Genomic DNA, 26062 nt, shown 5'->3' with positions numbered 1-26062 from the left:
CTGAGCTGGCTCACCTGGGCCAACCAGCGCTGAAAGGCTTGAGTATCCATGGTGGGCTGACCTCACAAGCGGATGTCTGCCTTAAAGCTTAGTCCTTGCAACACGGTCTTGGGACATAGCCTAAAAAATGCCCGCAGATCGCGGGCATTTTTGTTTAGCCATCTACTTAGTAGTAGGCGTTTTCTTTGTTGGAGTGGTCGGTCACATCACGCACGCCTTTAAGCTCGGGAATGCGCTCAAGCAGGGTTTTCTCAATGCCTTCCTTGAGCGTCAGGTCAACCTGACCGCAGCCCTGACAGCCGCCGCCGAACTTCAATACGGCGATACCGTCGTCGACCACGTCGATCAGGCTGACTTCACCGCCATGGCTGGCCAGACCGGGGTTGATCTCGGTCTGCAGGTAGTAGCTGATGCGCTCGTTGATCGGGCTGTCTTCGTTGACCATCGGCACTTTGGCGTTCGGCGCCTTGATGGTCAGCTGGCCACCCATGCGGTCGGTGGCGTAGTCGACAACGGCGTCGTCAAGAAAAGGCTCGCTGACGGCATCAATCCAGGCAGTGAAGCTGGCCAGGCCCAGCGCGGTGTCTTCGGCCTTCTGCTCGCCCGGCTTGCAGTAGGCAATGCAGGTTTCGGCGTACTGGGTGCCCGGCTGGGTGATAAACACGCGAATGCCGATGCCCGGGGTGTTCTGCTTGCTCAGCAGGTCAGCCAGATAATCGTGGGCAGCGTCGGTAATGGTAATGGTGCTCATGGCAACTCCTCGCAAACATGGGCGCAGTGTACGCCACTCGCCAGCGCCGGCAAAGTCCTAGTGTTTTAGTAGGAATAACACTTATTCACTAAACGCCCGCCTTCGTCGACTTATGCGCAGAGGAACTGCGCAATCGCATCGGCTGCCGCCTGCATGTGCTGCTGATGACTGAAGCCCGAGCTTTTCAGCGGTTTGAGGTCGTGATCCCCAGCGGTCAGCCAGTGCAGCGTGATCGCCTCAGAAAGCGCGTAGCGCGCCACCGCCTGACGATCCCCCAGGGCATCGCGCTCACCCTGAATGATCAACGTCGGCGTGCGCAGTTCGGCCAGGTGTGCGACGCGCGGCTTTTCCGGTTTGCCGACGGCATAAAAGGGATAACCCAGGCACACCAGCGCATCGACGCCCAACTCATCGGCCAGCATGCTGGCCATGCGTCCGCCCATGGACTTGCCGCCGATGGCCAGCGGCCCTGCGACCTGTTGGCGCACCTGCCGTACCTGGGCGTAGACCTCGCGCCACTGTTCGAGCAGCTGCGCCTGGGGGTTGGGTGGGCGCTTTTTGCCGTCAATACGCCGCGCGGCCATATAGGCGAACTCGAAGCGCAGCACGGCAACCCCGCGTGCAGCAAGGTTTTGCGCCATCTGCTGCATAAAGTCGCTGTCCATCGGCGCACCGGCGCCGTGGGCCAGAATCAGGGTGGCGCGCACCTCGCCAAGCGGGCGATCCCACAGCCAACTGCTATCACCCTGCCACTGCGCGCATTGATCCTCGTCAATACCCGCAACCTGCCCTTTGCTCATGCTTGCCTCGCTTAAAGAATCCGTTGGACTGCGGCGCAGATCGTACAGGCCCGCAGCCATGGATTTTCGATGATCTGCCTATAACCGTGGATGGAAGCCCCCTGAAATGAACATAAACGGGAACACAACCAGCAGTTCCGCCTACAACTACAAGGTGGTTCGCCAATTCGCCATCATGACGGTGGTGTGGGGCATTGTCGGGATGGGGCTCGGCGTGTTTATCGCCGCGCAACTGGCCTGGCCCGAGCTCAACTTCAACCTGCCGTGGACCAGCTTCGGCCGTCTGCGCCCGCTGCACACTAACGCGGTGATTTTCGCCTTCGGTGGTTGCGCGCTGTTCGCTACCAGCTACTACGCGGTGCAACGCACCTCGCAGGCCACCCTGTTCGCACCCAAGCTTGCCGCCTTTACCTTCTGGGGCTGGCAACTGGTGATCGTTCTGGCGGCCATCAGTTTGCCTATGGGCTGGACCAGCTCCAAGGAATACGCCGAACTGGAATGGCCGATCGACATTCTGATCACCATTGTCTGGGTCAGCTACGCCGTGGTGTTCTTCGGCACGGTGGTCAAGCGTAACGTTAGCCATATCTATGTGGGCAACTGGTTCTTCGGTGGTTTTATCCTCACCGTGGCGCTGCTGCATCTGGTCAACAACCTGGAAGTTCCGGTCACCCTGACCAAATCCTACTCGGCCTACGCCGGGGCCACCGATGCGATGATCCAGTGGTGGTACGGCCACAACGCCGTAGGTTTTTTCCTCACTGCGGGCTTTCTGGGGATGATGTATTACTTCGTGCCCAAGCAGGCCGGGCGTCCGGTGTACTCCTACCGACTGTCCATCGTGCACTTCTGGGCGCTGATTGCCGTGTACATCTGGGCTGGTCCGCACCACCTGCACTACACCGCGCTGCCAGATTGGGCGCAGAGCCTGGGCATGGTGATGTCGCTGATCCTCCTGGCACCGAGCTGGGGCGGCATGATCAACGGCATGATGACCCTCTCCGGGGCCTGGCATAAGCTGCGCACCGACCCGATCCTGCGCTTTCTGGTCGTCTCCCTGGCGTTCTACGGCATGTCGACCTTCGAAGGTCCGATGATGGCGATCAAGACCGTCAACGCCCTGTCCCACTACACCGACTGGACCATCGGCCACGTACACGCCGGCGCACTCGGCTGGGTCGCCATGGTGTCGATCGGCTCGCTGTATCACATGCTGCCGAAAGTCTTCGGCCGCGAGGACATGCACAGCATCGCCCTGATCAACGTGCACTTCTGGCTCGCCACCATCGGCACCGTGCTCTATATCGCCTCGATGTGGGTCAACGGCATCGCCCAGGGCCTGATGTGGCGAGCAGTAAACGAAGACGGCACCCTCACCTACTCCTTCGTCGAAGCGCTGGAGGCCAGTCACCCCGGCTTTGTAGTGCGGGTGATCGGCGGCGCGATCTTCTTCGTCGGCATGCTGGTGATGGCTTGGAACGTCTGGCAGACCGTGCGTCATACCAAGGCAGCAGAGATGGACGCCGCCGCGCAGTTTTCGCTTGAGGGAGCCCACTGATGAGACACGAAATACTCGAAAAAAACATTGGCCTGATGGCGCTGATGATGGTGCTGGCGGTGAGCATCGGTGGCCTGACGCAGATTGTTCCGCTGTTCTTCCAGGACGTTACCAATGAACCGGTGGCCGGCCTCAAGCCGTATACCGCGCTGCAACTGGAAGGCCGCGATATCTATATCCGTGAAGGCTGCGTCGGCTGTCATTCGCAGATGATCCGCCCGTTCCGCGCCGAAACCGAGCGCTACGGCCACTACTCGGTAGCCGGCGAAAGTGTCTACGACCACCCCTTCCTCTGGGGCTCCAAACGTACCGGGCCGGACCTGGCTCGGGTTGGCGGGCGCTACTCGGATGAATGGCACCGAGCGCACCTGTACAACCCGCGCAACGTGGTACCGGAGTCAAAAATGCCAGCTTACCCATGGCTAGTGGAAAGCACCCTGGATGGCCAGGACACCGCCAAGAAGATGCAGGCCCTGCGCTTTCTCGGCGTGCCGTACAGCGAGGAAGACATTGCCGGCGCCAGCGCTGCCGTAAAAGGCAAGAGTGAGATGGACGCAATGGTCGCCTACCTGCAAGTGCTCGGCATTGCCGTGAAGAACAAGAGGTAGCGCCATGTCATTCGAATTTATTGATACAGGAACCCTGCGTGGCATCGGCACAGCACTGGTTCTGCTGTCGTTTGTCTGCGTCACGCTATGGGCTTACGGCGGCAAGCGCCGCCCGGCGTTTGATGAAGCCGCCCTTCTGCCCTTTGCCGATGAACCCAAGCTGGCTGCCCCAAGGAGCAAGACCCCATGAGCACGTTTTGGAGCTGGTACATCACACTGCTGACCGTCGGCACCTTGCTCGCCCTGTTCTGGCTGATTTTCGCCACCCGCAAAAGCGAAGTTCACAAGAACCCTACCGAGCAGACCATGGGACATGCCTTCGACGGCATCGAGGAATATGACAACCCGCTGCCCAAATGGTGGTTCATCCTGTTTATCGGCACCATCGTCTTCTCGATTGGCTACCTGGTGCTGTACCCCGGCCTGGGCAATTGGAAAGGCGTACTGCCGGGCTATGAAAACGGCTGGACCCAGGTCAAGCAGTGGCAGCGCGAAGTCGACAAGGCTGACGAGCTGTATGGACCGATCTTCGCCAAATACGCGGCCATGCCCCTGGAAGAAGTCGCCAAAGACGAACAGGCGCTGAAAATGGGCGGCCGCATGTTTGCCACCTACTGCTCGGTCTGCCACGGTTCCGACGCCAAGGGTGCGGTGGGCTTCCCCAACCTGACCGACAGTCACTGGCGCTGGGGCGGCGAGCCTAATGTGATCAAGACCAGCATCCTCAATGGTCGCATGGGCGCGATGCCGGCCTGGGTTGCTGTCATTGGTGAAGACGGCGTGCAACAGGTTGCAGCTTATGTACGCAAGGACCTAGCCGGCCTGCCACTGCCCGCCGACAAGAGCGTCGACCTGCAACAAGGCGCCGCCATATTTGCCGCCAACTGCCAAGCTTGCCACGGCGCGGAAGGCAAAGGCCTGGCCATGCTCGGCGCGCCCGACCTGACCAGCCCAGCTGGCTGGATCTACGGCAGCAGCCTGGTGCAGTTGCAGCAAACCATCCGCCATGGCCGTAACGGCCAGATGCCCGCGCAAGAGCAGTATCTGGGCAACGACAAGGTGCATCTGCTGGCCGCTTATGTACTGAGCCTGAGCCAGCAACAACAGAAAGCCGCCGCACAGTAACCGCTAAAACCGTAGCACCCGGCTGGCGACCGCAGGTCGCCAGCCACTCAACCAAGCCTCTCCCGCGGCCGGACAGCCGTCCGAGCCGTGCGACCCAAGGTCGCACCCTTCCGACCAAGTGCATGCGCGACCTTCGACTTGAGCTAATCTTGTCGACAGTCGCCACCTGTCATAACTCCAAGGCGATTCCCATCTTTGCGCTACGCCTATTTAAGGCGTTTTATGCTTGCGGCAATGCCCTGCATAAGCGGCCGTGCATGCTTGCCAACAGCCCTGAAAGCCTCATCGCGCCGGCTTGTGTCGTTGCAATGAGAATCTGCTTTCTCCATACTTGCCGCCGATTTTTGCCCCTAAAAAATCCATTAACCGTGGAACCCATAATGAGCACTGCAATCAGTCCGACTGCTTATAACTACAAGGTGGTTCGCCAGTTCGCCGTAATGACGGTGATTTGGGGAGTCATTGGCATGAGCCTGGGTGTTTTCATTGCCGCACAGCTGGTGTGGCCTGAACTCAACCTGGGTATGGAATGGACGAGCTTCGGCCGTCTGCGTCCGCTGCACACCAACGCGGTGATCTTCGCCTTCGGCGGCTGCGCGCTGATGGCAACCTCGTTCTACGTGGTGCAACGCACCAGCCAGGTACGCCTGATCTCCGATGGCCTTGCCGCATTCGTATTCTGGGGCTGGCAAGCCGTGATCGTCGCTGCGGTGATCACCCTGCCAATGGGTTTCACTGGTTCCAAGGAATACGCTGAGCTTGAGTGGCCAATCGATATCCTCCTGGGCATCGTTTGGGTTGCTTATGCGGTGGTGTTCTTCGGTACTATCGTCAAGCGCCAGACCAAGCACATCTATGTCGGTAACTGGTTCTACGGTGCTTTCATTCTGGTTACTGCGATGCTGCACATCGTTAACAGCGCGGCCGTTCCGGTCAGCCTGTTCAAGTCCTACTCGGCCTACGCCGGTGCGACTGATGCGATGATCCAGTGGTGGTACGGCCACAACGCCGTAGGCTTCTTCCTGACCACCGGCTTCCTGGGGATGATGTACTACTTCGTACCCAAGCAGGCCGAGCGTCCGATCTATTCCTATCGCCTGTCCATCGTGCATTTCTGGGCGCTGATCACCCTGTACATCTGGGCCGGTCCGCACCACCTGCACTACACCGCATTGCCAGACTGGGCTCAGTCCCTGGGTATGGCGATGTCGATCATTCTCCTGGCTCCAAGCTGGGGCGGCATGATCAACGGCATGATGAGCCTGTCCGGCGCCTGGCATAAGCTGCGCACCGACCCAATCCTGCGCTTTTTGGTGGTATCGCTGGCGTTCTACGGCATGTCGACCTTCGAAGGTCCGATGATGGCGATCAAGACCGTCAACGCCTTGTCCCACTACACCGACTGGACTATCGGCCACGTACATGCCGGCGCTCTCGGCTGGGTAGCGATGATCTCCATCGGCGCGCTGTATCACCTGCTGCCTAAGGTATTTGGTCGCCCGCAGATGCACAGCATCGGCCTGATCAACGCGCACTTCTGGCTCGCCACCATCGGCACCGTGCTGTACATCGCCTCGATGTGGGTTAACGGCATCACCCAGGGCCTGATGTGGCGTGCAGTCAACGAAGACGGCACCCTCACCTATTCCTTCGTTGAAGCGCTGGAAGCCAGCCACCCAGGTTACGTGGTGCGTATGATTGGTGGCGCCTTCTTCGTCGCCGGCATGCTGCTGATGGCTTACAACACCTACCGCACCGTGCGTGCCGCCAAGGCTTCGGAATACGAAGCGGCTGCACAGATTCCTGCCGGAGTAGCGCACTGATGAAACACGAAATCATTGAGAAGAATATTGGCCTGATGGCGCTGCTGATGGTTCTGGCCGTCAGCGTCGGCGGCCTGACTCAAATCGTTCCGCTGTTTTTCCAGGACGTGACCAACGAACCGGTTGAAGGCCTCAAGCCCTACACCGCGCTGCAACTGGAAGGCCGCGATGTATACATCGCCAACGGCTGTGTCGGCTGCCACTCGCAAATGATCCGTCCGTTCCGTGCTGAAACCGAGCGTTACGGTCACTATTCGGTTGCCGGCGAAAGCGTCTGGGATCACCCGTTCCTGTGGGGTTCCAAGCGTACCGGTCCGGACCTTGCTCGGGTTGGCGGTCGTTACTCGGATGAATGGCAGCGTGCGCACCTGTACAACCCGCGCAACGTCGTGCCTGAGTCGAAGATGCCAGCCTACCCGTGGTTGGTTGAGCACAAGCTCGACGGCAAGGACACCGCCAAGAAGATGGAAGTCATGCGTGGCTTTGGCATCCCCTACACCGATGAAGACATCGCTGGGGCCAAGGACGCTGTAAAAGGCAAGACCGAAATGGACGCACTGGTTGCGTACCTGCAGGTTCTCGGCACATCCATCAAGAACAAACGGTAACGCACTATGGATATCGGGATGATTCGCGGCATAGGCACAGCAGTGGTGTTCATCGCTTTTATTAGCGTGGTGCTCTGGGCCTACAGCAGCAAGCGTAAATCCAGCTTCGACGAGGCCGCCAACCTGCCCTTCGCCGATGATCCCAAACCCAATGAGCGTGACGAGCAATCTTCCAGGAGCAATAACCAATGACCACGTTCTGGAGTTGGTACGTAACCATTCTGTCTCTGGGCACCATCTTTGCCCTGACTTGGCTGATCTTCGGCACCCGTAAGGGCCAGCGCGAAGAAACCACCGAAGAAACCGTCGGGCATGAATTTGACGGTATCGAAGAGTTTGACAACCCGCTGCCCAAGTGGTGGTTCATGCTGTTTGTCGGCACCATTATCTTTGCCCTCGGCTACTTGGTGCTCTATCCGGGCCTGGGTAACTGGAAAGGTCTGCTGCCAGGCTACGACTACCTCGACACTGAGGCCAAAACGCCCTTCGCCACCAATATCCAAATTGCCGGTGGTGTAGAGCGCAATGCGGGCTGGACCGGCGTCCACCAGTGGGAAAAGGAAATGGCTAAGGCGGAAGGCCAATACGGGCCGATCTTCGCCAAATATGCAGCCATGCCGATCGAACAAGTAGCCCAGGACGAGCAGGCGCTGAAAATGGGCGGTCGCCTGTTTGCCTCCAACTGCTCGGTCTGCCATGGCTCCGATGCCAAGGGTGCCTACGGCTTCCCGAACTTGACCGACAACGACTGGCTGTACGGCGGCGAGCCGGAAACCATCAAGACCACCATCATGGGCGGCCGTCAGGCAGCCATGCCTGCGTGGAAAGACAACATCGGCGAAGAAGGCATCCGCAACGTTGCCGGCTACATCCGTACGCTGTCTGGCTTGAAGAATCCGGAAGGTATCGAGGTTGACCTTGCCGCAGGTCAAGACATCTTCGCGGCTAATTGTGCAGTCTGTCATGGCGCTGAAGGTAAGGGCCAAGAGGCCATGGGCGCCCCTAACCTGACCGACAAAATCTGGCTCTACGGTTCCAGTTTCGCTCAGGTGCAACAAACTCTGCGCTATGGCCGTAACGGCAAGATGCCAGCCCAGGAAGACTTCCTCGGCAACGATAAAGTGCATCTGCTGGCGGCTTACGTGTACAGCCTGTCGCAAGCAAAAACCGAGAAGTAATTCTCCAGCCTGACAGGCGCGACTGCTGGTCGCACCTGTCAGGCAATCGTCAGGCGTACCATAGCGCAAGAGCCCGTATGACCCCGGCCGGCACGTATCGACCAGGGCAGCCAATCAACCGCCGTGGTACGAACTGATGAGTGCACAGATCCCCGTTAAAGATGTCACCCCTGCCCCGGCCAAGGTCGAAGTTGTTGACCTGTACGCCAACCGCGAAAAAATCTACACCCGCTCCTTCACCGGCATTTTCCGCAACCTACGCATGCTCGGTGGCGCAGCCCTCTTTCTGCTGTACTTCGGCACCGTATGGTTAACTTGGAATGGCCGTCAGGCCGTCTGGTGGAACCTGCCGGAGCGCAAATTCTATATTTTCGGCGCCACCTACTGGCCGCAGGATTTCGTCCTGCTCTCGGCGCTGTTGATCATCGCCGCCTTCGGCCTGTTCTTTATTACCGTATTCGCTGGCCGCGTGTGGTGCGGCTACACCTGCCCGCAGAGCGTATTCACGTGGGTGTTTATGTGGGCGGAAAAGGTCACCGAAGGTGATCGCAACCAGCGCATGAAGCTCGACAAGGCGCCGATGACCACGCAGAAGTTTCTGCGCAAATTGGCCAAGCACAGTATCTGGGTCGGTGTGTCGCTGGTCACCGCGATTACCTTTGTCGGCTACTTCACACCGATTCGCGAACTGATCCCGGAGCTGTTTACCCTACAAGCAGGCGGCTGGGCGCTGTTCTGGGTTGGTTTCTTTACCCTCGCCACCTACGGCAACGCCGGTTATTTGCGCGAGCAGGTGTGCATCTACATGTGCCCCTATGCGCGCTTCCAAAGCGTGATGTTCGACCAGGACACCCTGATCGTCTCCTACGACCCGCGCCGCGGCGAACAACGTGGCCCGCGCAAGCGCGATGCCGACTACAAGGCAGAGGGCCTGGGTGACTGCATCGACTGCAAGATGTGCGTGCACGTCTGCCCTACCGGCATCGATATCCGCGACGGCCTGCAAATTGAGTGCATCGGCTGCGCAGCCTGTATTGATGCCTGCGACAGCATCATGGACAAAATGAACTACCCCAAAGGGCTGATCAGCTACACCACCGAGCACAACCTGTCTGGGCAGAAAACCCATCTGCTTCGCCCGCGCCTGATTGGTTACGCTGTGGCGCTGGTGGCCATGTTCTGCGTATTCGCCTGGGCCATCGCCGACCGCTCGCTGGTGGAACTGGATGTACTGAAAGACCGCGTGCTCTACCGTGAGAACGAAGAAGGACGGATCGAGAACGTCTACACCCTGAAGATCATGAACAAGGCCCAGCATGAGGTCACGTACCTGATCGAAGCCGATGGCCTCGACGGCCTGGTGTACGAAGGCAAGCGCGAGATCAAGGCAATCGCTGGTGAGGTGCTGTCACTGCCGGTCGAACTGTCCATCGACCCGGAAAAACTACCTTCAAGCGCCAATGAAATCACCTTCCGCCTGCACTCGGCGGATGACCCAAGCATCAAAACCGACGCCGCCAGCCGCTTTATCGGCCCCAGCGTGCGCTGAACAGAGAAGACCATGTCTGAGCCCATGCCTGAAAAGAACGCCGAGATCATCAAACCCTGGTACAAGCAATTCTGGCCCTGGTTCCTGATTGGCTTGCTGGCCTATTCAGTAGTCCAGGGGCTGACCCTGCTGACCATCGCCACGAAGAACCCGCCGGGGCTGATTTCCGATGACTATTACGACGTCGGCAAAGGCATCAACCAGTCCCTGGAGCGGGAAAACCACGCCATTCGTCTCAAGCTGCACGCCAGCCTGTTGCTCAACGATGACAACGGCACCGCCACCCTGCAGCTGAGCGGCAACAGCCGGCCGCAGCAACTGGTGCTTAATCTGATCTCGCCGACCCAGCCCGAGCGCGATCGCCGGGTGATTCTGCAACCGCAGGCTGATGGCAGTTACAGCGGGCAGATGATCGATGCCGTGGAAGGCCGGCGCTTTGTCGAGCTGATCGGCCAAGAAGGCGGCAAGGACTGGCGCCTGTTCGAAGAAGAAAATGTGCAGAGCGGACAGAACATCCTCCTCGGGGATGCTCAGTAAGCGCACCGATGACCAGCCCGACTCTTTGCTATCACTGTGGTCTGCCGGTTCCTGCCGGCAGCCGTTTCCAGGCTCAGGTACTGGGCACCACCCACAAAATGTGCTGCCCGGGCTGCCAGGCAGTGGCCGAGGCTATCGTCAGTGGCGGCCTGGAACACTATTACAAACACCGCAGCGAAAGCGCCGCCAACCCGCAAAGCCTACCCCAGTCGCTGCCCGATGAACTGGCGCTGTATGACCGCAGCGACGTGCAGCAACCCTTTGTCGAACACGACGGCGAACTCAGCGAAACCTGTTTGCTGATCGAAGGCATCAGCTGCGCGGCTTGTGGATGGTTGATCGAGAAACACCTGCGCGACCTGCCGGGCGTCAGCGAGGCGCACCTCAACTTATCCAACCACCGGCTGCAGGTGCGCTGGGCCGACAGCCAACTGCCGCTCAGCAGCCTGCTCAAGGCGCTACGCAAGATCGGCTACGCTGCCCACCCCTGGCAGGCCGATGCTGCCGCCGAACAGCTACAGCGCGAGAACCGCCGCGCCATGCGCGAACTCGGCGTGGCCGGCATGCTGTGGATGCAGGTGATGATGGCGACCATGGCCACCTGGCCAGAATTCAACATCGACCTCAGCCCCGAGCTGGACAAGATCCTGCGCTGGGTCAGCCTGTTTCTTACCACGCCGATTGTCTTCTATTGCTGCGGTCAGTTCTTCCGTGGCGCGCTGCGCGATCTGCGCACCCGCCACCTGACCATGGATGTGTCGGTGTCGCTGGCGATTGGCGGCGCCTATATTGCCGGCATATGGTCGACAGTGACCGGCCAGGGTGAGCTGTATTTCGATGCGGTGGGCATGTTCGCGCTGTTTTTGCTGGCTGGCCGCTATCTTGAACGCCGCGCCCGCGAGCGTACGGCCGCCGCCACTGCACAGTTGGTCAACCTGCTGCCGGCCTCTTGTCTACGCCTGGGTGCGGACGGCCAGAGTCAACGCATCTTGCTCAGCGAACTGTACGTCGGCGATCAGGTACTGGTGCCGCCAGGGGCCCTGCTACCTGCGGACGGGCGCATTGTTCAGGGCCAATCGAGCGTCGATGAATCACTGATCACCGGCGAATACCTGCCACAACCGCGTAAGGTCGGCGATGCCGTCACCGCCGGCACCCTCAATGTCGAAGGACCGTTGAGCGTCGAAGTGCAGGCCCTCGGCGATGCCACGCGGCTGTCAGCCATCGTCCGCCTGCTGGAACGCGCACAGAGCGATAAACCGCGCCTAGCGGTATTGGCCGATCAGGTCGCGCAGTGGTTCCTACTGATCGTACTGGTGGTGGCCGCCATCGTCGGCCTGGTCTGGTGGCAGCTCGATCCCTCGCGCGCGTTCTGGATCGTTCTGGCCCTGCTAGTTGCCACCTGCCCCTGCGCCCTGGCCCTGGCCACACCCACGGCACTGACCGCTGCGACCGGCTCACTGCACAAGCTGGGTATGCTGCTAACCCGTGGCCACGTGCTGGAAGGGCTGAACCAGATCGACACCCTGGTGCTGGACAAAACCGGCACCCTCACCGAAGGCCGTCTGACCCTCAGCGCCATTCATCCCCTGCGCGAGCTGGATGCCGACACCTGCCTGGCCCTGGCCGCGGCGCTGGAAAACCGCTCCGAACACCCGATTGCCCGCGCCTTCGGCCAGGCCCCTAAGGCCGCCAAAGCGGTCGACAGCCATCCAGGTTTGGGCCTACAAGGGCGCGTTAGCGGCCGAATGCTGCGCATCGGCGAGGCCAATTTTGTCTGCGCGCTGAGTGCGCAGACCGCGCCAGCGATCAGCGGCGAGCACGGCCAATGGCTGCTGCTGGGCGATGAGCAAGGGCCTCTGGCCTGGTTCGTCCTAGATGACCGCCTGCGCGACGACGCGCCGCAACTGATCCACATGGCCAAAACCAAGGGCTGGCAGATCATGCTGCTGTCCGGCGACAGCTCACCGATGGTCGGCGAAGTGGCGCGTCAACTGGGCATCATCGACGCCCGTGGTGGCCTCACCCCGGATGCCAAGCTGGACGTGCTCAAGCAGCTGCACAGCCAGGGCCGTCGGGTGCTGATGCTGGGTGACGGGGTTAACGATGTGCCGGTATTGGCCGCCGCCGATATCAGCGTGGCCATGGGCAGCGCCACCGACCTGGCGAAAACCAGTGCCGATGCCGTGCTGCTGTCCAACCGCCTGAGCAGCCTGGTGCAGGCGCTACACATGGCGCAACGAACCCGTCGCATCATCATCGAGAACCTTACCTGGGCCAGCCTGTACAATGGCTTAGTGCTGCCCTTCGCCGCCATCGGCTGGATTACCCCTATCTGGGCCGCGCTGGGCATGTCGGTCAGCTCATTGCTGGTGGTGATCAACGCTCTGCGACTGACTCGAACGTAGGTGGATCACGCTTCACCGATCCACCACAGCGTTACTCCGGTGGATGTAAAAGGCGACAGCTACGCGCCCCGCCCCACCCTGCGCCCAAGCCGTACTCGGAGACTTTATGCCCGCGCTTTATATTTTGATTCCGGTGGCCATTGTTCTGGTCGGCTTCTGCATCTGGTTGTTCTTCTGGGCGGTGGACAGCGGTCAGTACGACGACCTCGACGGTCCGGCCCATAGCATTCTGTTCGACGACGAAGATCCCAAGCACCAGGCGGCGGTCAGTCAGGTGCAACAAGAGGAACAGGCCAAGGAATCAGGGGCCAAACCCGGTGCTTGAGCTACTGCCGCTGCTGATCTCGGCACTGATCCTCGGCCTGCTCGGCGGCGGACACTGCCTGGGTATGTGCGGCGGCCTGATGGGCGCGCTGACCCTGGCCATCCCACCCGAGCAGCGCGCACAACGCTTTCAGCTGCTGCTGGCCTACAACCTGGGACGCATTCTCAGTTACAGCCTGGCAGGCCTGCTGCTGGGCCTGGCGGGCTGGGCAGTAGCCAATAGCCCGTTGGTCATGGGTCTGCGCGTGGTTGCAGCGCTGTTGCTGATTGCCATGGGTCTGTACCTGGCCGGCTGGTGGAGCGGCCTGACCCGCATCGAAGCCCTGGGTCGCGGCCTGTGGCGGTATATCCAGCCGCTGACTCGACGCTTTATGCCCGTCACCAGCCTGCCGCGCGCCTTAGTGCTCGGCAGCCTGTGGGGCTGGCTGCCCTGCGGCCTGGTCTACAGCACGCTGCTGTGGGCGGCGAGCCAGGGCGATGCGCTCAGCAGCGCAGCACTGATGCTTGCCTTCGGCCTCGGCACCCTGCCAGTGCTGCTGGCCACCGGTATGGCCGCCGAACGCTTGACCGCTTTGCTGCGCAAACAGGGTGTGCGCACGGCCGGCGGTATTCTGGTAATCCTCTTCGGCCTGTGGACCCTGCCCGGCCCGCACCAGCACTGGCTGATGGGTCACTAACAGGCTGTTGAAAAACTACCTGCGTTGGCAAGGCTGCGTTAAAAGCGGCCTCAAAATGTTCATTTACAACTCGTAAACTCCGCTTTTTCGGCCACTTTTTCCTTGTCTTGCCTGCCTCGCCTATGTTTTTCAACGGACTGCTAAGCGATACGAGGCCGCTTGATACAAGTCAAAACACCCCAGGCGCAGCGCTCTTAGACTTCCTGGTATTGAAAGCCAAACCGGGAATACCCGCATGCTCAACGCCATCCAGTGGGACAGCTCTCTCATCCGCCGCTACGACCAGGCCGGCCCGCGCTACACCTCCTATCCGACCGCCGTGCAGTTCCATGAGCGCATCAGCCAGTTCGATCTGCTGCACGCCCTGCGCGAAAGCCGCAAGGCGCTGCGGCCGCTGTCGCTGTATGTGCATATCCCGTTCTGCGCGCATATCTGCTACTACTGCGCCTGCAACAAGGTGATCACCAAGGATCGCGGCCGCGCCCAGCCCTACCTGGAAAAGCTCGAACGCGAAATCGAGATCATCAGCCGTCACCTCGACCCGCAGCAGAAAGTCGAGCAACTGCACTTCGGCGGCGGCACCCCGACCTTTCTCAGCCACGATGAACTGCGCCACCTGATGGGCCACCTGCGCCAGCACTTCAATCTGCTGGATGACGACAGCGGCGACTACAGCATCGAGATCGACCCACGCGAAGCCGATTGGTCGACCATGGGCTTGCTCCGCGAGCTGGGTTTCAACCGCGTCAGCCTGGGTGTGCAAGACCTCGACCCGGCCGTGCAACGGGCGGTCAATCGCCTGCAAACCCTGGAAGAAACCCGCGCCATCGTCGAAGCGGCGCGCACCCTGCAGTTCCGCTCGGTAAACATCGACCTGATCTACGGCCTGCCGCTGCAAACCCCGGAGCGTTTTGCCCGTACCGTGGCCGAAGTGATTGCCCTACAGCCGGATCGCCTGTCGCTGTTCAATTACGCCCACCTGCCGGAGCGCTTTATGCCACAGCGGCGGATCAACACCAGCGACTTGCCCAGCCCAGGCGACAAGCTGGCCATGCTGCAGGCCAGCATCGAGCAGCTGAGCGCCGCCGGTTACCGCTATATCGGCATGGATCACTTCGCCCTGCCCGACGATGAACTGGCCAGCGCCCAGGAGGATGGCAGCCTGCAACGCAACTTCCAGGGCTACACCACCCACGGCCATTGCGACCTGATCGGTCTGGGGGTGTCATCGATCAGCCAGATCGGCGATCTGTACTGCCAGAACAACAGCGACCTGAGCAAATACCAGGACAGCCTCGATCACAGTGAACTGGCTACCCGACGCGGCCTGCACTGCGACCCCGACGACCGCTTACGGCGCGCAGTGATTCAACAGCTGATCTGCCATTTCCAGCTGCGCTTTGCCGATATCGAACAGGCTTATGCCATCGATTTTCGCAGTTACTTTGCCGATATCTGGCCGCAACTGCAGCAGATGGCCAGTGATGGATTGATCGAGCTGAATGCCCAGGGCATCGAAGTACGGCCAGCGGGACGCCTGCTGGTGCGCTCGCTGTGCATGCTGTTTGATCGCTACCTGAATGAACTGAGTCGGCAGCGTTTTTCTCGGGTGATCTAGCAGACGGCTGACTGTATGGGCCGGGGTTATTTCATAACCAGACTGGCTACTTCCTGCATCTGCTGATCGCTCAGGTCCTGCTCACGCATGGTCTTGATCAGCGTCGCGTTGGCGCTGCTCAGGGCGCCCTGCAGCGAGGCCAGCTCGCCCTGCAGCATTTCGATCTTTATGCGCTTGGCCTCGGGATCGAGGCTCTGGTCCTGCATGACCTCTTTCAGCTCGTCTTTCTTCGCCTCGATCTGCGCCTTGAGCTCACGGATTCTCTTGAGCAGATCCTTGAGCACATCCGGCAGGCTGCTCTCATCAATGTCCTTATTCTTCTGAGCGGCGGCAGAGCGCGCCTTGCCCAGTTCCGACAGGCTCACTCGCAGGCTGTCGCGCAGCGCCTGCTCATCCCCTTCGCTGCTCGCCACAACGCCCTCGGCCGCAACACTCTTGCGCTCCAGCGCGAGGTTCATGCGGGTGCTCAACTGAGTCGATTCCAGACGCATAGCGATGCTCCTTGCAGATATTGAAAGCCGCCTGGGTTATCGGCCAGCCAGGATAAAACTTGAACATTCGATCAGACTTGCGTCTTAGTGGCTCTGCTCTGCGCCCTGCTGTAACCTTACGGCTATTGTGTGTTTAGCCAGGATCGCCAGCGATGTCCGAAAGCATCAAGTTGCATACCCCACATCAAGCCCATTGCAAGGATTGCAGCCTGGCGAGCTTGTGCCTACCGCTGTCCCTGAACCTGGAGGACATGGACGCGCTCGACGAAATCGTCAAACGCGGGCGCCCGCTGAAAAAGGGCGAATTCCTGTTTCGCCAGGGCGATGCCTTTAATTCGGTATTTGCCGTACGCTCCGGCGCGCTGAAAACCTTCAGCCTGAGCGATAGCGGTGATGAGCAGATCACCGGCTTCCACCTGCCCAGCGAGCTGGTCGGCCTGTCCGGCATGGACAGTGACGCGTACCCGGTGTCAGCCATGGCATTGGAAACCACCTCGGTGTGTGAAATTCCCTTCGAGCGCCTTGATGAGCTGTCGGTGCAGCTGCCGCAACTGCGCCGCCAGCTGATGCGCATCATGAGCCGGGAGATCCGCGACGATCAGCAGATGATGCTGCTGCTCTCGAAGAAAACCGCCGACGAACGCATTGCCACCTTTCTGGTAAACCTCTCGGCACGCTTCCGCGCACGCGGCTTCTCAGCCAATCAGTTCCGCCTGGCCATGTCGCGCAACGAAATTGGTAACTATTTGGGCCTTGCGGTGGAGACCGTATCGCGGGTATTTACCCGCTTCCAACAGAACAAGCTGCTCGAAGCCGAAGGCAAGGAAGTGCATATCCTCGACCCCATCGAGCTGTGCGCCCTGGCCGGCGGTAACCTCGAGGGCTGATCGACCCGCCCTGAGGAGCTAGCCGATGATCTTCGACGAATTCGCTATCAAAACCCTGATCCGCCCGGTGGTTGACTTCCCCAAGCCGGGGGTGATCTTTCGCGATATCACCCCACTGTTCCAGTCGCCACGTGCCCTGCGCATGGTCGCCGACAGCTTTATCCAGCGTTACGTCGAAGCCGATTTCAGCCATATCGGCGCCATGGATGCACGCGGGTTTCTGATCGGCTCGATCATCGCCTATGAACTGAACAAGCCGCTGATTCTGTTCCGCAAGCAGGGCAAACTGCCTGCCGATGTGCTCAGCGAGAGCTACCAGACCGAGTACGGCGAAGCCAAACTGGAAGTGCACGCCGACAGCCTCTGCGAAGGCGACAAGGTGCTGATTTTCGATGACCTGATCGCCACTGGCGGCACCCTGCTGGCCGCCGCACAATTGGTACGGCGTATGGGCGCGAGCATCATCGAAGCCGCCGCAATCATCGACCTGCCCGAACTGGGCGGCTCGCAGAAGCTACAGGACAGCGGCATTCCCACCTTCGCCCTGACCCGCTTCGCCCTCACCGACCAATAACTCTGCTTCACGGCCCTGACGGCAACGCTGCATGTCCGGGCCTGGCTGCCCCTCGCCAACTCACTCGCCCACTGCTTACTCAAGTACCCACAGACCATGAATGAAATACCCATGAATCCGACAGCCAGCCACTGGCGTCTGCGCCTCGGCGCGTTGATGGAAAGCAAAGCCATCACGCGCCTGGTCACCACCCTGATCGTGCTCAACGCGGCCATTCTCGGTATCCAGACCTACCCTGGGCTGATGGCCGACTGGGGCGAGCTGCTGCTGACGCTGGATCAGCTGATTCTCGCGGTATTTATCCTGGAGCTGGCGCTGCGCTTTGTTGCCCGCGGCCTGGGCCTGCTGCGTGACCCCTGGGCGGTATTCGACTGCCTGGTGGTGGGCGTGGCGCTGGTGCCATCCAGCGGTCCATTCGCCGTGCTGCGTGCGCTGCGCGTGTTGCGCGTACTGCGGCTGATTTCGATCAACCCGAACATGCGCCGAGTGGTCGAAGCACTGCTGTCCTCGCTGCCGGGCATGGGCAGCATCGCCATGTTGCTGGGTTTGGTGTTCTACGTGGCGGCGGTGATGGCCACGCAACTGTTCGGCGAAGCCTTCCCTGAATGGTTCGGCAGCCTCGGTGCCAGCCTCTATACCCTGTTCCAGGTGATGACGCTGGAAAGCTGGTCGATGGGCATCGTGCGCCCGGTGATGGAAACCTTCCCGCTGGCGTGGATGTATTTCCTGCCGTTTATCCTGATTGCCACCTTTATGATGCTCAACCTGTTTATCGCCGTGGTGGTCAATGCCATGCAGACCACCCATGAACAGGAAGCCAAACTCGCTCCGCCCTCGCCCACCGAGCAATTGCTGCTCGATGAACTGCGCGCCCTTCGTGCGGAAGTCGCCGAGCTGCGCCAACAGCGCTGAGGCCAACAGCTGCCAAGCCGTAAGTATCAGTACTGCATCGCTCCGCCCTGGCGCGATGCAGTACTGGCATTCCCGCCACGCCCACTCGCTGCTAGCTCGCGTCCTTAAAGCGCCAAGTCTGAAGAACTGTCCGACAACTATCCATAAGTTGGCGCAATTCCGGCTGCTCTGGCCAGGAATGACCTCGCGCCTAAAACGCCCTCGGCTAAAGATAAATCACGGCCCAAGACAGCCCAGCCTGTCGCCCCAAGCCCCATAACAAGAGCGGTCGCGAACGCGATCAAGATGCCGAGGAGTCGCCCTTATGACAGCCAAAACCAGCACCCCAACCGCCAGCTTTCCCGTGCGTCGCATGGACTTCAGCTTCGATGAAAGCCAGAAGTTCTGGTTTGCCGGCGACCCCTTTATGAGCCACTTTATGAACAACCTGTCGTCGTTGTTCCCCTATGGCGAGAAGTTCTTCGTCGACAGCGTGCGCGCCGTGCGCGAACAGGTGAGCGAGCCGCAGCTGAAGAAGGACATCAGCGCCTTTATCGGCCAGGAAGCCATGCATTCCAAAGAGCATGCGGCCTACAACGACTACGCCGCCGAGCACAATATCGACCTGGAGTTGCTGGAGCTGCGCATCAAGGTGCTGCTGGAGTGGGTTACCAAGATCACCACCAAGAAGCAGCGCCTGGCTGCCACCTGCGCCCTGGAGCATTTCACCGCAACCATGGCCGAGCAACTGCTGCAGCGCGAAGACCTGACCACCCAGATGAACGACCCCAAGCTGTATCAACTGTGGATGTGGCACGCGATTGAAGAGAACGAGCATAAGGCAGTCTGCTACGACGTGTACCAGAAGGTCTACGGCGGCTACTTCACCCGCGTTGGCATGATGGCGATTTCCACCGTGATCTTCTTCGGCGTGATCGGCTGGTTCCAGCTACACCTGCTGCGCAAGGACGGCCAACTGTTCAACTGGCGCAGCTGGGGCAAAGGCCTGAAGACCCTGTTCGGCCCACGCAACGGCTTCCTGACCAAGCTGATCCTGCCGTATCTGGACTATTACCGCCCTGGTTTCCATCCGCTGGACCACGACAGCAAGGCGCTGGAAAAACGCTGGCGCCAGCGTCTGGGCTTCGGCTAAGCACAGCCTGCCTAGGCTGAGCGCTAATTCGCGCAGCCTAGGCACGGCTTTTCAGCGTGCGCAACACATGCTCGGCCAGGCCGGCACCCGCCTCACTCATCGTCAGATAAGTACGGTCGGCCCCGGCCTGCTGGATACGCATGGCGATATCCTCGTACAGCGCATGGGACACCACCAAACCGTTAAAACCGCGCTCGCGCAGCTTCTGGGTAGCAATCACCTTGGCCTCTTCATCGTTGAGCGCAAGGATCACCGCGTCGATATTGGGCATTTGCAGGTGCTGCCAGAACATCGGATCCTCACCGTCGGCAAACAGCACGCTACGTCCCACCTTGTTGCTCTGCTCGATTACCACCGGGTCGGAATCCAAGCCCACCACCTGATAGCCCTTCTCCCGCAAGTAGTCATAAGCTGCACGCCCGGTACGCCCCATGCCCATTACCAGCACCTGGGAAAAGCCGAGAGAAACCGGCTGCTCATCCGGATGACGAATATTGCGTTCAAGGGTCGTCAGAGGTTTAGCCAGACGCTCGTATAGCGGGTGAACAACCCGGTTGAGCGGCGCGGAAATCACAAAAGACAGGGCCACGGTAATGGCCAGGGGAATCATCCACTCCGGCAGCACCACGCTGGCCATGATCAGGCCGAACTCGCTGTAGTTGGTCAGGGTTACGCTGCTGAGAAAGGCACTGCGCGCGCGCAAGCGGAACAGTAGAAAGAGGAAGAAGAACAGCACGCCCTTGAGCGGCAGCAGCACCGCCATGACTAGGGCGAACCTCAAGGCAGCGGCATCCGGTAGCCCACCAATGCCGATCTGCAGAAAGAAGCCGACCAGAAAGATTTCCTTGATACCCCACAGCGAGTTGGCCAGCTCGGTGGCGCGCTTGTGCTTGGCCAGCATGGCACCGAAGGCCAACGCGCCCAGCTCGGAACTCAGGCCCAATTGCTCGAAGCCGTAACCGCCCAGCACCAGCGCCAACAGCAAGCCAAGCAGCACCATCAGCTCCTCGTGACCGCTGACATCGAGCAGCTTAAACAGCAACGGGCGCAGCAGTGGCAAACCGAACAGCAACAATGCCCAGGCCGAAGGCACCTTGCCACTGGCCAGGCTCATCACCACCAGGGCAATTAGGTCCTGGATGATCAACACGCCAATCGCCACGCGCCCGTGGAAGGCGCGCAGCTCGCGCTTACCCTCCAGTACCTTGGCCGCCAGCACCGTGCTGGAAAACGACAGGGCAATGGCCAACAGCAGCCCCTGCTGCCAGGGTAGTTCCAACAGCAACAGAATCGCCGGGAGGAAGATCAGACTGGAAATAGCGAAATGCAGTAGGCCGCCGCCGATCACTTCACGCCGCACCAGGTTGCCGATTTTCAGCTTGAGGCCCACGGTAAACAGCAACAGCAGCACACCCAGATGGGCGACGTGATCCAACACCACACTGTCACGCGGGCCAACCCCGATATGCTCGCCAAAACCGGCCAGAGCAAAGCCAGCCGCCAGGTAGCCCACCAGCGGCGGCAGACCAATACCCCGCGCCACCAGCCCCATGACAAAGGCAAAAGCAATCCAGGTGGCTTCAATCATAGGGGATCCTTAATGGGCAAACGTCGGAACAGCACGGTAGCACTATGCCGATCTAGCATAACGCCCGCAGATGGCACCGACATTGATTCGCCTCAGTTGTAGCCGCGTTTATTCGGCGGGCAACTTCAACTGCCCCAGACTTTGCAACACGCTGGCCCCGGTAAAAAGCATAACGATCTGCTCTTCGGCCAGTGCACAGATCGCCGCCTGCCGTTCAGGCTGCTCGATATAGTCCAGCGACAGCTGGAACAGGTTGCGGCTGATCAGGTTCGACACCTGCCGTACCACCGCCGGGTTGACCATCTCCGGCAGCAGCTTGAAGGCAATGATGTCCTCAGCCATGTCCGCGCCAAATTCATCCATAACCTCCTGCAACGCCGCCCTTAGCACGGCAGACGCGCCATGCAGCTCACGCACGCCGATGATAAAAGCCGCCGGATGCTGCGCGACGAAATCAAAGAACAGCTGCACGGTTTCATGGCACACCCGCCGTCCGCGATCCAGGTCGATGCCAAACAGCAAGGCCACGCTTTTACTGGGCGACTGCACGGCCCGCTCGGCCGCCTCACGGCGCAGGTCGCGCAGCGGCTGACGCAGCTGGGTGGAGATTTGCCGGATCACCGTCAGCCCCAGGTCATCGACATCCTTGAAGTGCCTATAGAAGGTATTGGGATTTAGCCCCGCCTCACGCGCCAACTCGCGTAGGCCCAGGTTGCTCAGGCTGCGGCTGGTTGAGGTGAGACGTAACGCGGCCTCCAGTAACAGGGTCTTGCCCGGGGCCTCGGTGGCTTTTTCCGCAGCGGGTGGCTGCTCGCTGGCGTCTGCCTGCATGACGAACCCTACCTAAAAGTTGGCTTGTGAGAATGGCACTTGCTGGTGAGTATACATTTGTCTACCTTGGTATACAGCTGTATACGCCAGCAATAAACATAACAGGAGCTTGGCCATGAATGCACCCGTCTCACCCCCTTCTGCCACCCGCCACTGCAAGGTCGCCATTATCGGCACGGGCTTCTCCGGCCTGGGTATGGCCATCCGCCTGAAGCAGGCCGGCGAACATGACTTCCTACTGTTCGAAAAAGAAGCCGGCGTCGGCGGCACCTGGCGGGTGAACAATTACCCGGGCTGCGGCTGCGATGTGCAATCACACCTGTATTCCTTTTCGTTTGAGCAGAACCCCAACTGGACGCGGATGTTCGCCAAGCAGCCGGAAATCCAGGGTTATCTGGAAGGCTGTTGGAGCAAGTACCGCCTGCAAAACCACACCCAGCTAAACACCGAGATCACCCGCCTGGCCTGGGATGAACAGCAAGAGCGGTGGCAGATCAGTGACAGCGCCGGCAACAGCTACACCGCACAGTTTGTGGTGTCCGGGATGGGGGCGCTGTCCACCCCATCGATTCCGGCGCTCAAGGGTCTGGGCGACTTCACCGGCAAGATCTTTCACTCGCAGCAGTGGGATCACAGCTATGACCTCACCGGCAAACGCATCGCGGTGATCGGCACCGGCGCCTCCTCGATCCAGTTTGTGCCGCAGATTCAGAAGCAGGTCAGCCAGCTCGATCTGTACCAGCGCACCGCGCCATGGATCATGCCCAAGCCGGACCGCGCCATCAGCGAGCGTGAGCGCAACCGCTTCAAGCGCTTCCCGCTGCTGCAAAAACTCTGGCGCGGCGCCATCTACGCCCTGCTGGAAAGCCGAGTAATTGGCTTTGCCATGCTGCCCAAAGTGATGACCCTCGCCCAAAAAGTCGGCAAGTGGTACATCAACAAGCAGATCAAGGACCCGGTCCTGCGCGCCAAGGTCACCCCGGATTACCTGATGGGCTGCAAGCGCGTGCTGATCTCCAACGATTACTTCCCGGCGCTGACCCAGCCCAACGTCGACCTGATCACCGACGGCATTGAGGAAATTCGCAGCGGCAGCATCCGCACCGTGGACGGTAAAGAGCGCGAGATCGACGCGATCATCTTCGGTACCGGCTTCACTCCAAGCGACCCACTGCCGCGCGGCGTGGTATTCGGCCGTGGCGGCGTCGACCTGCTCGACACCTGGCCGGAAGGCCCGCAGGCCTACAAAGGCACGCTGACTGCCGGCTTCCCCAACCTGTTCTTCCTGATGGGGCCGAACACCGGTCTGGGCCACAACTCGATGGTCTATATGATCGAGTCGCAGATCCATTACGTGCTTGGCGCGCTCAAGCTGGTTGGTGAGCAAGAGCTGCAGAGCCTGGAAGTCAAGCAGGCCGTGCAGGACAAATTCAACGGCAAGCTGCAAGGCAGCCTGGGCAACACAGTATGGAATGCCGGCGGCTGCACCAGCTGGTACCTCCACCCGGTCAGCGGTCGCAACTGTACCGTGTGGCCCGGTTTTACCTGGCGCTTCCGCTTGCTGACGCGCAACTTTGACCCAGCGGCCTATCATTTCAGCCGTAAACACGCGGCACACCCGGCGCAGAACAGCGCTATCCAGTTGACTGCTCAGGAGGCCAGCGCATGAAGTCGTTTGAATACAAGGTAGCCGCCATCACCGGCGCGGGTTCCGGCATTGGCCGTGCACTGGCTTTCGGCCTGGCTCGTCAGGGTTGCCAGCTGGCGCTCTCCGATGTGAATGCCGAAGGGCTGGCGGAAACTGCCGCCCAGGCGCGCAAGCTCGGTGTGCAGGTCAGCGAAACCCTGGTCAACGTCGCCGACCGTGAGGCCGTGCATGCCTGGGCCGATCAGGTGGTGGCCGAGTTCGGCCGGGTCAACGCGATCTTCAACAACGCAGGCGTAGCCCAGGGTGGCACCGTGGAAGGCAATGACTACGCCGACTACGAGTGGATCATGAACATCAACTTCTGGGGCGTGGTTAACGGCACCAAGGCCTTCTTGCCGCATATCAAGGCCAGCGGCCAGGGCCATATCGTCAACGTCTCCAGCGTCTTCGGGCTGTTTTCCCAGCCGGGTATGAGCGCCTATAACGCCAGCAAGTTCGCCGTGCGCGGCTTTACCGAGTCGTTACGCCAGGAGCTGGACATGGCCGATTGCGGCGTATCGGCCAGCTGCGTGCACCCCGGCGGGATCAAGACCAATATCGCCAAGACCGCGCGGATGAACGCCAGCCTAAGCAGCGTCACCGGCCAGGATGCCGACAAGGCGCGTCAGCAGTTCAACGACCAGTTGCTGCGCACCACGCCGGAGAAAGCCGCCCAGGTGATCATCAACGGTGCGCTGGCGAACAAGCGGCGTATCCTGATCGGCCCGGACGCCTACGCCCTGGATGGCATGCAGCGCCTGTGGCCGGCGTTCTACCAGCGCCTGGTGACCGCCTCCATGCGCCTGGCCGCGCGTTTTGCACCGAAAGGCTCAAGCAAGAAAGCCCAGGCTGCCGTGGAGTAATCGGCTAGCGCCCAAGCCCCAGCACCGTAGGTGTCTGGGGCTTTTTTAGGTCTAACGTTTGTCTGCACGAGATGAACGCTGCGAGCATTCAATTGGCATAACAGTAGTTAGCGCGATAAATTGTCGGCAACTGTCCTACGCCGCTGGAGAACGCTATGACCACGCAAGACCCTTGCGCCGAACTGCTGCTCGATAACCAGCTGTGCTTTGCCCTGTATTCGACCTCGCTGCTGCTGACCAAGGTCTACAAGCCGCTGTTACAGGAGCTGGGCCTGACCTACCCGCAGTACCTGGCGATGATGGTGCTCTGGGAAGGCGATGGCATCACCGTGGGCGATATCAGTAGCCGCCTGCTCACCGACCCAGGCTCCGTTACCCCGCTGCTCAAACGCCTGGAAGCCGAAGGCCTGCTCAAGCGTACCCGCAGCAATGTCGACGAGCGTGTGGTCGAGCTGTTCCTCACCGACAAAGGCCGCGACCTGCGTGAACAGGCCAAAAGCGTTCCCAGCTGCATCCTTACCGCCACCCAGCAGTCCACCGCGGAGCTCGGCGCCCTGAGGGCTGAGCTGGTCGCCCTGCGCAGCAGCCTGCAACAGGCCGTTTAGGGACCTAGGCGACAGACCTGTCGCCCGCCCCAGCGGGAAATCGCGTCACGCTCCTCGTAGTTCCGTACAACAATTTCACCCGGCACCACTCTCGTACATCACGCAACAGCCCGCCAACCCTCGCTTATGCCCGAACAAAGCAGTGCTTATCGCCAAATGCTTAAAAATATATATTGCGCGCAAAATTAACGCGCACTAGAGTTCGCCTCATGAAACTGATTAGCGCACAAAACATTAGCGCGAAAATACCACGAAGACCTGCAGCTGTCTTCATCCAACCCAACAACCCTGACATTCATGGAGCACCGTTATGAAAACCCTGATCGCTTTCTCCGCCCTGCTCGCTCTTTCCGCCCCGGTTCTGGCTGACGACAGCCGGGCAGATGGCAAAGGCCTTTACCCAAGCTGGCTGATCAACCACGAAGGTTGATCGCCACCTGACACCGCAACGCTTTAAACAAACCAACCCAAACAGCTCCAGAGGATTACCACCATGTCGATTCAAACCATTGCTTACCGTGCCTATGCAGAAGCCACCGGCGGCCGTGACGGCCGTGCCATCTCCTCCGACGGCGTACTCGACGTCGCCCTGACCACCCCGAAAGAACTCGGCGGTGCTGGCGGTGCGGGCACTAACCCCGAGCAGCTGTTCGCTGCGGGCTACTCGGCCTGCTTTATCGGCGCGATGAAGTTCGTCGCTGGCCGCGACAAGCTGGCAATGCCCGCAGACGCATCGATTGAAGGTGTAGTGGGCATCGGCGCGATCCCCAACGGTTTCGGCATCGAAGTCGAATTGCGCATTAGCCTGCCAGGTATGGACCGCGAGCAAGCGCAAAATCTGATCGACCGTGCGCACCTCGTTTGCCCTTACTCCAACGCCACCCGCGGCAATATCGACGTCACCCTGACGCTGCTCGACTAACCCCAC

General features: G+C 60.3%; 27 protein-coding genes. 22 read left to right on the top strand and 5 right to left on the bottom strand.

Annotated elements, in window-relative coordinates:
* Positions 1–166 precede the first annotated feature (166 nt).
* Together nfuA and AACX99_RS21135 are read right to left on the bottom strand one after the other, a co-directional pair.
* Complete coding sequence (gene nfuA, locus AACX99_RS21140; RefSeq protein ID WP_339414388.1) at positions 167–751, bottom strand: Fe-S biogenesis protein NfuA; 585 nt, start codon at positions 749–751, stop codon at positions 167–169.
* Positions 752–861: 110 nt separating this feature from the next.
* Positions 862–1551 (bottom strand): alpha/beta fold hydrolase, encoded by a 690-nt coding sequence (locus AACX99_RS21135; RefSeq protein ID WP_339414387.1) that lies wholly within the window; start codon positions 1549–1551, stop codon positions 862–864.
* 106 nt (positions 1552–1657) lie between these two features.
* On the opposite strand from AACX99_RS21135, the gene ccoN (AACX99_RS21130) reads away from it, so the two are divergent.
* From ccoN (AACX99_RS21130) to hemN, 14 genes are all read left to right on the top strand, one after another.
* Positions 1658–3109, top strand: a complete 1452-nt coding sequence (gene ccoN / locus AACX99_RS21130; protein WP_339414386.1) for a cytochrome-c oxidase, cbb3-type subunit I — start codon at positions 1658–1660, stop codon at positions 3107–3109.
* Positions 3109–3717 carry a cytochrome-c oxidase, cbb3-type subunit II gene (gene ccoO / locus AACX99_RS21125; protein WP_339414385.1) on the top strand — a complete coding sequence of 203 codons (609 nt, stop codon included), beginning with the start codon at positions 3109–3111 and terminating at the stop codon, positions 3715–3717. The genes ccoN (AACX99_RS21130) and ccoO (AACX99_RS21125) overlap by 1 nt, the downstream gene beginning before the upstream one ends.
* 4 nt (positions 3718–3721) lie before the next feature.
* Positions 3722–3907, top strand: a complete 186-nt coding sequence (locus AACX99_RS21120; protein WP_339414384.1) for a cbb3-type cytochrome oxidase subunit 3 — start codon at positions 3722–3724, stop codon at positions 3905–3907.
* Positions 3904–4842 (top strand): cytochrome-c oxidase, cbb3-type subunit III, encoded by a 939-nt coding sequence (gene ccoP, locus AACX99_RS21115; protein WP_339414383.1) that lies wholly within the window; start codon positions 3904–3906, stop codon positions 4840–4842. Before AACX99_RS21120 ends, ccoP (AACX99_RS21115) begins: the two co-directional genes overlap by 4 nt.
* Before the next feature lie 380 nt (positions 4843–5222).
* Complete coding sequence (gene ccoN / locus AACX99_RS21110) at positions 5223–6665, top strand: cytochrome-c oxidase, cbb3-type subunit I (RefSeq protein WP_339414382.1); 1443 nt, start codon at positions 5223–5225, stop codon at positions 6663–6665.
* Entirely contained in the window at positions 6665–7273 is a 609-nt protein-coding gene (gene ccoO, locus AACX99_RS21105; protein WP_339414381.1) for a cytochrome-c oxidase, cbb3-type subunit II, read from the top strand. Before ccoN (AACX99_RS21110) ends, ccoO (AACX99_RS21105) begins: the two co-directional genes overlap by 1 nt.
* A 6-nt stretch (positions 7274–7279) precedes the next feature.
* Entirely contained in the window at positions 7280–7465 is a 186-nt protein-coding gene (locus tag AACX99_RS21100) for a cbb3-type cytochrome oxidase subunit 3 (RefSeq protein ID WP_339414380.1), read from the top strand.
* Complete coding sequence (gene ccoP / locus AACX99_RS21095; RefSeq protein WP_339414379.1) at positions 7462–8451, top strand: cytochrome-c oxidase, cbb3-type subunit III; 990 nt, start codon at positions 7462–7464, stop codon at positions 8449–8451. Before AACX99_RS21100 ends, ccoP (AACX99_RS21095) begins: the two co-directional genes overlap by 4 nt.
* A 136-nt stretch (positions 8452–8587) precedes the next feature.
* A complete protein-coding gene (gene ccoG, locus AACX99_RS21090) occupies positions 8588–10000 on the top strand; it encodes a cytochrome c oxidase accessory protein CcoG (RefSeq protein WP_339414378.1) in 1413 nt (470 codons plus the stop codon).
* A 12-nt stretch (positions 10001–10012) separates the two neighbouring features.
* Positions 10013–10537, top strand: a complete 525-nt coding sequence (locus tag AACX99_RS21085) for a FixH family protein (protein WP_339414377.1) — start codon at positions 10013–10015, stop codon at positions 10535–10537.
* A gap of 8 nt (positions 10538–10545) precedes the next feature.
* Complete coding sequence (locus AACX99_RS21080) at positions 10546–12945, top strand: heavy metal translocating P-type ATPase (protein WP_339414376.1); 2400 nt, start codon at positions 10546–10548, stop codon at positions 12943–12945.
* Positions 12946–13051: 106 nt separating this feature from the next.
* Positions 13052–13270, top strand: a complete 219-nt coding sequence (gene ccoS / locus AACX99_RS21075) for a cbb3-type cytochrome oxidase assembly protein CcoS (RefSeq protein WP_339414374.1) — start codon at positions 13052–13054, stop codon at positions 13268–13270.
* Positions 13263–13946, top strand: a complete 684-nt coding sequence (locus tag AACX99_RS21070) for a sulfite exporter TauE/SafE family protein (RefSeq protein ID WP_339414372.1) — start codon at positions 13263–13265, stop codon at positions 13944–13946. The genes ccoS and AACX99_RS21070 overlap by 8 nt, the downstream gene beginning before the upstream one ends.
* 235 nt (positions 13947–14181) lie before the next feature.
* Positions 14182–15564, top strand: a complete 1383-nt coding sequence (gene hemN / locus AACX99_RS21065) for an oxygen-independent coproporphyrinogen III oxidase (RefSeq protein WP_339414371.1) — start codon at positions 14182–14184, stop codon at positions 15562–15564.
* A gap of 26 nt (positions 15565–15590) precedes the next feature.
* Here hemN and AACX99_RS21060 read toward each other — a convergent pair whose 3' ends face one another.
* Complete coding sequence (locus AACX99_RS21060) at positions 15591–16055, bottom strand: hypothetical protein (protein WP_339414370.1); 465 nt, start codon at positions 16053–16055, stop codon at positions 15591–15593.
* A gap of 152 nt (positions 16056–16207) precedes the next feature.
* Between AACX99_RS21060 and fnr the strand changes: the two genes are divergently transcribed.
* From fnr to AACX99_RS21040, 4 genes are all read left to right on the top strand, one after another.
* Positions 16208–16942, top strand: a complete 735-nt coding sequence (gene fnr, locus AACX99_RS21055) for a fumarate/nitrate reduction transcriptional regulator Fnr (protein WP_090256133.1) — start codon at positions 16208–16210, stop codon at positions 16940–16942.
* 25 nt (positions 16943–16967) lie between these two features.
* The gene (locus AACX99_RS21050) at positions 16968–17516 is read left to right on the top strand and encodes an adenine phosphoribosyltransferase (protein WP_339414369.1); all 549 of its coding nucleotides are present in this window, start codon (positions 16968–16970) and stop codon (positions 17514–17516) included.
* 96 nt (positions 17517–17612) lie between these two features.
* Positions 17613–18428, top strand: a complete 816-nt coding sequence (locus tag AACX99_RS21045) for an ion transporter (protein WP_339414368.1) — start codon at positions 17613–17615, stop codon at positions 18426–18428.
* 304 nt (positions 18429–18732) lie between these two features.
* Positions 18733–19560 carry a metal-dependent hydrolase gene (locus tag AACX99_RS21040; protein ID WP_339414367.1) on the top strand — a complete coding sequence of 276 codons (828 nt, stop codon included), beginning with the start codon at positions 18733–18735 and terminating at the stop codon, positions 19558–19560.
* Between the two features lie 37 nt (positions 19561–19597).
* Here the strand turns inward: AACX99_RS21040 and AACX99_RS21035 are convergent, their stop codons facing one another.
* Positions 19598–21148, bottom strand: a complete 1551-nt coding sequence (locus AACX99_RS21035; protein ID WP_339414366.1) for a cation:proton antiporter family protein — start codon at positions 21146–21148, stop codon at positions 19598–19600.
* 108 nt (positions 21149–21256) lie between these two features.
* On the bottom strand, positions 21257–21979 hold the full coding sequence (locus tag AACX99_RS21030) for a TetR family transcriptional regulator (protein WP_339414365.1): 723 nt from the start codon (positions 21977–21979) through the stop codon (positions 21257–21259).
* 115 nt (positions 21980–22094) lie between these two features.
* On the opposite strand from AACX99_RS21030, the gene AACX99_RS21025 reads away from it, so the two are divergent.
* From AACX99_RS21025 to AACX99_RS21010, 4 genes are all read left to right on the top strand, one after another.
* Entirely contained in the window at positions 22095–23648 is a 1554-nt protein-coding gene (locus AACX99_RS21025; RefSeq protein WP_339414364.1) for a flavin-containing monooxygenase, read from the top strand.
* Positions 23645–24529: an SDR family NAD(P)-dependent oxidoreductase gene (locus AACX99_RS21020; protein WP_339414363.1), complete on the top strand. Its 885-nt coding sequence runs from the start codon at positions 23645–23647 to the stop codon at positions 24527–24529. Before AACX99_RS21025 ends, AACX99_RS21020 begins: the two co-directional genes overlap by 4 nt.
* 155 nt (positions 24530–24684) lie before the next feature.
* Entirely contained in the window at positions 24685–25134 is a 450-nt protein-coding gene (locus AACX99_RS21015) for a MarR family winged helix-turn-helix transcriptional regulator (protein ID WP_339414362.1), read from the top strand.
* A gap of 493 nt (positions 25135–25627) precedes the next feature.
* Positions 25628–26056: an organic hydroperoxide resistance protein gene (locus tag AACX99_RS21010; protein ID WP_339414361.1), complete on the top strand. Its 429-nt coding sequence runs from the start codon at positions 25628–25630 to the stop codon at positions 26054–26056.
* Positions 26057–26062 lie beyond the last annotated feature (6 nt).

Source organism: Pseudomonas sp. EA_35y_Pfl2_R5 (assembly GCF_963970805.1).
In the GTDB taxonomy this organism is placed as follows: domain Bacteria; phylum Pseudomonadota; class Gammaproteobacteria; order Pseudomonadales; family Pseudomonadaceae; genus Aquipseudomonas.
This window is presented reverse-complemented; position numbering and strand designations above follow the sequence as displayed.